Annotated in this window: 3 protein-coding genes; 1 reads left to right on the top strand and 2 read right to left on the bottom strand. The window is 59.5% G+C overall.

Annotated features, from left to right (window positions below):
• Nucleotides 1-763: 763 nt before the first annotated feature.
• Nucleotides 764-2,062, top strand: coding sequence for a DUF4365 domain-containing protein (locus HNV26_RS27800; protein ID WP_171443252.1), 1,299 nt, complete (start codon nucleotides 764-766; stop codon nucleotides 2,060-2,062).
• A 1,360-nt stretch (nucleotides 2,063-3,422) separates the two neighbouring features.
• Here HNV26_RS27800 and HNV26_RS27795 read toward each other — a convergent pair.
• Together HNV26_RS27795 and HNV26_RS27790 are read right to left on the bottom strand one after the other, a co-directional pair.
• On the bottom strand, nucleotides 3,423-5,411 hold the full coding sequence (locus tag HNV26_RS27795) for a DNA polymerase (RefSeq protein WP_171443253.1): 1,989 nt from the start codon (nucleotides 5,409-5,411) through the stop codon (nucleotides 3,423-3,425).
• A 79-nt stretch (nucleotides 5,412-5,490) separates the two neighbouring features.
• Nucleotides 5,491-6,021 (bottom strand): hypothetical protein, encoded by a 531-nt coding sequence (locus HNV26_RS27790; protein WP_171443254.1) that lies wholly within the window; start codon nucleotides 6,019-6,021, stop codon nucleotides 5,491-5,493.
• Nucleotides 6,022-6,282: the final 261 nt, after the last annotated feature.

Below are 6,282 nucleotides of genomic sequence, written 5' to 3'. Positions count from 1 at the left end.
CCACCATCCGCTTCACCATCTCCGCCTTGAATGCATCCGTGTACGACACAGCTACCTGCCTGTACTCGCCCCCGGGGTGGTCAGCTCGGCCGGTCAGCCGAGGCGACAACTTCCCTGACACAGGGGGCGACTGGCGACGCCTGGCAGGATGCCTCCAATCATCCCAACAACACCGGCCAACTGGATGAGGTCGTTCTGGTCGCCCTTCTGGTGCGCGGCGGCGTAGACGCGGGGTAATTCGATGACGAGTTGAAAGGGGGCGTTGTGCATTCGATGACGGAGCCAGTCTTGAACCGAAAAGGCCATGGATGCCCACGATGCCACTGTCATCTCTCCTCCCTGCGGCTCGGGATTCTGCGGCAACCCGGCGGCCTGGAGCGCCGTGGGCTCGTGACTCGGTACGTCGAACAGTGCGACGCCGCAGTATCGGAGGCCAGGGTCGATGGCGACGAGCTTTGTGGCTCGGTGCTCGAAGGGGCGCCCAAGTGGAGAAAAGGTGCTCACACTTTCCTGAATGGGGACGATTTCCGTGAGTGTTCTAGTGCTAGGCTGTCACTTCCGCTCGCTACCGCGCAGATGGAGCTTGAGGAGTCCCTTGGCCATCAAGGGGCATTGCCGAGAAGAGCCTCACCGCAGGCGTGAGTCCGAGAGCACCCGGGGCATCAGGCACATCTCCGGTAGCCAGAGAGAGACCACCTCCCGTACTCTTGTCGCAGTTCATCAATGCATTCAAATCTCTTCAGTTGATAGCAAGGAGTGTCACTTGAAGCAGCGAACTGCAAGCAGAGTTACCGGCAATCTTGGTGTCGACGCCGTTCGGAATTTCTGTGAACGATACGGTTTTATTTTCCAGGCCGAACCACGGGAAGACTACGGTATTGATTGCTACATAGAGATTGCCACAAGTAGTCAGCCGCTCAATTTCATCATTGGCGTCCAAATCAAGAGTGGTGACTCCTATTTTCGTGGGGAAGATGAACATGGCTTCTATGTGCCCGTATCTGAAGACGACATTGCGTACTGGCTGGCCTCTAACATTCCAGTTATATTTGCGTGTTATAGATCTGGGGATGACGAGCTTTATTTAAAGCACATTCAAGCGTATGCCGCCGACAAGGCCGTCCAGCCCTCAAGTATAAAGCGGATTGAGTTCAATAAAATCCATGATCGCGCAGGTCCGCAGCTTGAGGCATATCTCAATAACTTGGTTGCAGCCACTCCGTCGGAGCTTGACAGGCTAGAGGTCGCAGCAGCTCAAGCGCCAGTGTTCGTGACGCCGAGTCGCCGCACGACTCTCGTTCCAGGAACCTTTGCACAAGGGCATCCGGAAGCTCCTCTGAAGCTTGATGAAATAGTGAGAGTCGCCGACAGGACAGTTATTCTGGACCCGCTTGGTGATGGGAACAGCCGGGTTCTCGGTTTCAGTGCCGATAGTACATGGACGCTGGTTCTCTCTGTCCAGCATCTTGGGTCGATGTGCCTCCATCAGGAGTTGAAATTTATAAATCGAATCCTCGGGCAGGAACTGTCGCTGCCTTTGTGGACTAAAGAAGATTTCGAAGCGGGTAATGAGCTTCCCTTGCCCGACGAACTGGGCAGGCGTCTTGAGCACGCACAGCATTACGTCGACAAACTGGAAATTGTGTCCGGGATTGAGGCCCACCGGGAATACCGGCATCTAGAGTCTGCGGGGCAGCCTCTGTTGGCGCTTGAGTTTGGAAAAATCTGCTTTAATGTCGACATCCGAGATGCCAATGGGCGGCGGGCACTAATGCTCCGCACTTCGACGTTCCGGCCTGCACGGGAAGCGGCGATTCTGATCGAGAGGTTGAGCCTAGGAAAGATGGGGCCTTGGGCGCCTTCTGATGAGCCTGAGTTTTTTACTCAAGCCAAGGGGTTTCAATCGATCTGCGAAGTGACATTGCACCCGCGGGGCGACTTGGTTGCGTTCGGCGTGATGACAAATGCCGAGCATGGATGTTGGGGCAACAACGATGTCCACCATGTCTTTTTGGCTATCAAGGACTTGAGGGAGTTGTGTGTTGGGGCGATGCGTTACTAAATTGGTGTATTGTAGGAGGGTGAGGTTGCGGCAGTGTCGCGCGGTGGAGCATGTGATTTGTGGCTGTTGGCAAGCATCGAATTCGCCCGTGCAGGCCCCCATTTTTGTTTCAATGTGTGTCAATGCTGGGGCTCTCCGAACAACAGTCTCTCGGGGGGCGGACGTGACCGAGTAGGTTTGGCTGCTGCTTGGCGCACTTCAGGTCGCGAAGTCTGACGGCCTATGGACTGCGTGGCCTGTTGGTTTGTGCGCTGAGAAACTCTTCGTGTCTTTCGATAGTATTCATAATGTTGGAAGGGGTGAGCCCGAGAATTGTGGCAATGATGAATTGGGTAAGATCGATGAAGAGGAATGCGTCCTTCATGACGGAGTCGTATTTAGGGAAATGACCCTCGTGGACGAGGGTGTTTCGAATATTGGCAAGAGCTCGAATCCGCCTCCCATCGCCAGGGGTCCCGCCTTTTAAAGAATATCGATTGAGCAGAAACTGAATTTTCTCAATCGACGTTGGTGCGCTTTGCGAGCTTCCTCTGCTTTGGAGTCGTTCGCTGCGCCTTCCTCTGTTGTGCTGATTATGGCGTCGCGTTAGTAGCCCATGGATATGCTCCCAGATGGTCCAGCAGAGTGTGAACGCTATTGAATGTGGATGGTTTGGCAAGAGGGCGTGCTTAGCTAGGATCAGAAAATAGCCGGGGCCGTACTCTTGTCTCCATGGGGCCGATTGAATCAAGGAATAGATGCTGTTTAGTCCCTTTGCGAAACCTGCATCTCCAGGCGTAGTGTTTGCGGTGGTGAGATCTCTTTCGTATCGTATTGAGCTGCGGAGAGTTCCTAGGCTTCTGGAGAGGCTCGGATCCGATACTATTACGGCGTCTTTCAGCGTTTCGGAGAGCGGTTCGTCAATCGTGAATACGTTTCGGCCTGTAAAGAGTGAGAGGAGTAGTGTGAGATCGTCCAGAGACGTTGCGCCAGTGCTTGGAAGCAATAAGGCGGGGTTCTCGGTGGAGGGAAGGTCGACGTATGCGGTGTGTGCGTTTTGTCCGGAGTTGCGTTGGATTGAGAATTCTGAATGAATGTTCGTTAGGTGTTGGAGTTCCTTGATTCGCTCTTCGTAGGTTTTGACTCGATAGAATCGATGGCCGTGAAGAGTGAACTCGTTGGTCCAGGAGGGGAATTCCAGATTAAAGACGGCTTTACGCATAGGAGATCTGCTTTCATGTCCTTGTACATGAATTTGGCCGAACAGAAGACCGACGAGGGGCGTCGAGTTTCCTGACAGTCTCGTGGGGGAGATAGGCTCGGATGCAAGGAGGTTCTTGGGCGGTGGGTTTTAGTGGGTTTGGGTGTCGTTTGTCGTGCTTTACCACACTAGTAGGCGTCCTTGGATGTCCTTCACAGGCGTTGCGTCCTTCGAGAGCACCCGCGACAGGGCAGGCTCGGCTTCAATGGCGCCCGCCAGGTCCGGCGTCACCTCGCGCATGGCCTGCCGCATGAGCTCCGCCATGCGCTCGGCGGCATCGTGGAGCCGGTTGGGGCAGTCTGCGCGCAGCTCCGCCACCAACTCGTCATGCACCATGAGGACGAGACGCGAGCCCCAGAGTGGTGAGCGACGGTCCGCGTACATCTCCCGCGACACACGCCATGTGGCCAGCTTGGCGCCCACTGCTCCGAGTCCCTGGAATGGCGTGTTGAGCCACTGGGTGTAGCCGCATCCACCCCGGAGGATGTTGGCGCCAGGAATCATGACGTCCACGAACTGGCCGTGACGGGTGAGGGCGCTTGCGCGGGCGAAGAGCGTGCGTTGCTCAGGCCATGCGTCCAGCCACCTGTCTCCGTAGCGCCGGGACACCTCGACGCATGCGGCGCAGACCATCTTGACCTTGCCCTGGACGCGCACCGGGACGCGTTCCACGCCGCACGTGTCCGTTACCTTGGCGAGGAGACAGAACCGGACGCCGTCCTTGGCGCGTGCGTGGTACGCCATTCCGCCCGCTCCGAGTCCTCCTCCCTTTCCGAAGTTGAAAATCTTGGCGAGGGAGCGGAAGGACGTGGCTGTGGCTTCCTTTGCCTTCACGCGCGGCAGGAGGGACGTGTAGCTCTCCCCCAGAAAGGTGGCCGCAGCGGAGGTGTGGACGTCCTCCTTGGCCAGCAGTGCCTCGGCCATGTGCGAGTAACCAACTTCCCAAATGGCGCGCTGGGCCATGGTGCGCAGCTCGAGGCCCGCATAATCGACGGAGCAGAACACGTAGCCGGGGCGGGCCTCGTGGCACTCGCGGACGCCTCCTCGCTGGGGAAGTTGCTGGTAGTCGCTGGAGACGCGCGTGGTGGATACCAGGACGTTGAATCGCGGGTTGAGAGGGACCGCGACGCCCGCCTCCAGCTTGCCCAGGTAGGTGGAGCGGTACTTGTCCACCTTGCTGGACTTGCCCAATTCCTCCAGCAACGCGTCGCCCGAGTCCATGAGGGTGTCTCTGTCGGTGGCTACCTGTCCCTCTGGGAAGCGGGGCGACGGAGGGGTGACGGGCGGCGAGCCTTTGTAGGCGGCGGTGACGAGATGCGCGAGGCGCTTCGAGTCCTTGGTTCCGTTGGGCCGGAAGATGCCAGCGACCTGGAAGCGGGCGCGGTTGGCTCGCCACTCTTCTTCGACGCGGTGGCGCAGCTCCTCGACACGCCCCGCGTGGGTGCGCAGGCCCCAGATGGATGCGAAGTGGAGGGCGAGGGCAGTGCGGACTTGGTCCCCTTCGGCGTGGAGGTTGCCGCCGTTGGCGGCGCTGGACGCGTCCCGCTGCTGGGACAGGTGGACGTCCATCGTGAAGCGCGCGTCGCGTAGAGGGTACTTCACGGCGCCTTCGGGCCATTCCTCCTGCGGCACATCTTCCAGCTCCCCGTAGCGGAGGCGCCATGCGTCTGGGGCGTGCTTGTCCACGCTGATATCGAGTCCCAGGTGTCGCTTCACCAGGAGGGCCAGCGGGTAGCGTGCGCCTTCGTCGTCCCCAAGCGGGCGGCCTGTCATCGGGTCCACTCCGTGGAGGCCCCGAGCGATGTCCAGGAGGGCCTCGCGGATGGCCACGTCATGGAAGCGGCCTGCCTCGGCGGCGGTGAAGACGGCGTCCACCAGTCGCGGGTCATCCGCGCACATCACTCCCAGGTCGTAGGCGAGATTGGCACCCGTCAGGTGGATGTCCGGCGAGCGGAGCGCCTCGCGGAACCACGCTCGCGACTGGGCAGCGGAGAGGAGTTGCTCGCTACCCGGTGCCTCATGGGCGATGGAGGCGCAGACAAGGGGCGGCGCAAGGAGTCCGGGCTGAATCGGATAGGTCTCGGTGTCGAAGCTGAAGAGGACAGGCACAACACCGAAAGGCCCGTGACGTGGGCCAGTCGTGACGCCCTTGGGAGAGCGCCAAGAAGTCCAGTGCTGACGGGATGCGTCAGGCTAGGGCGTCAGCGAGTTGCGGGAGCTTCGCGGCGACGCGCTTGGACTCGATGGAGGCCAGCTCTGCGTCCGTGAGGCTCACGTTGCTCCAGCGGTAGCCCTCGATGACCTTGCCGGGCCTGCCTTCCTTCTCCGGGAGCGTCTTGGGGAAGACGTCGCAGTCCACCAGGAGGAAGGCCCCTGCCTGATTCGCCTCGGTGAACTTGGCGATGAAGTCCTGGGAGACTTCGTGCTCCTCGGCACCGGCTAGGGCCATGAGGAAGGCCTTGAAGCGCCCGCCGCCGTTCTTCTTCGCGTCGGAGGCGTTCTCCACGTAGCTGGCAACGAGGCCGGGCCGCGTGGGCTCGGTGTTGGCCTGGGTCCTTTCCGACGTCATCACCTTGACTTCAGCGATGGCGGACAGACCCTTGAAGCCGTCCTTGGTACGGATGGACTGCACTTCCAGGCGGTAGCGACCGGCCTTGAGGTACTGCGCGCCGAGGGTGGCCTGGGCGGTGGCGATTCGTGCGAGTGCTGCGTTGCTCATGTCCCGTGTTCCCGTTCGAGTGGCGGGACGCCGAAGAGACGTCCTCACCTTCCTTTATGGGGACTGTTTCTGGGAGTGGCCCGCTAAGATGGTTATCGAGTCGTGGGTGAGTGAGATGGGCAATTGCACCGAGGAGGCTAGTGTCGGCGCAGTCCATGGGCTGGGTTGGACCGCACCCAGTCGCGTGAGTTGACGGACTCGGGAGATACTGCTGCACTGAGTGGTAACGAAATGTCGATGTCGTCGTTTCGTGTGTTAGCT

The sequence above is a fragment of the Myxococcus xanthus genome (assembly GCF_013116825.1).
Taxonomy (GTDB): domain Bacteria; phylum Myxococcota; class Myxococcia; order Myxococcales; family Myxococcaceae; genus Myxococcus; species Myxococcus xanthus_B.
This window is presented reverse-complemented; position numbering and strand designations above follow the sequence as displayed.